We start from the raw sequence: 364 nt of genomic DNA, 5'->3' as shown, positions 1-364 counted from the left end.
GACGCGTCCGGAGGACGTCTACCGGGCGTTGCTGGAGGCCACCGCCTTCGGCACCCGGACGATCATCGAGGCGTTCGAGAAGTCGGGGGTGCCGGTCGAGGAGCTGATCATCGCGGGGGGTCTGACGAAGAACGCGCTGCTGATGCAGATCTACGCCGATGTCACCCGGCGCCCGCTGAGCATCATCGGCTCCACTCAGGGCCCCGCGCTGGGCGCCGCCATGCACGCCGCCGTCGCCGCAGGGGCGTATGCCGACATCCAGGCCGCGGCGGGGGCGATGGGCAAGGCCGACCGGGGCGTGTACCAGCCCGATCCGGAACGCGCCCTGGCGTATGACCGCCTCTACGACGAGTACCGCGTGCTG

Annotated in this window: 1 protein-coding gene; it reads left to right on the top strand. The window is 70.9% G+C overall.

Annotated elements, in window-relative coordinates:
- On the top strand, positions 1-364 hold a 364-nt coding region (locus MKW14_RS40765), incomplete at both ends, for an anhydro-N-acetylmuramic acid kinase (protein ID WP_240871847.1).

Source organism: Streptomyces gilvus (genome assembly GCF_022513565.1).
Lineage (GTDB): Bacteria > Actinomycetota > Actinomycetes > Streptomycetales > Streptomycetaceae > Streptomyces > Streptomyces gilvus.
Note: the sequence above shows the minus strand (reverse complement) of the source record. Positions and strands in the feature narration are given on the sequence as shown.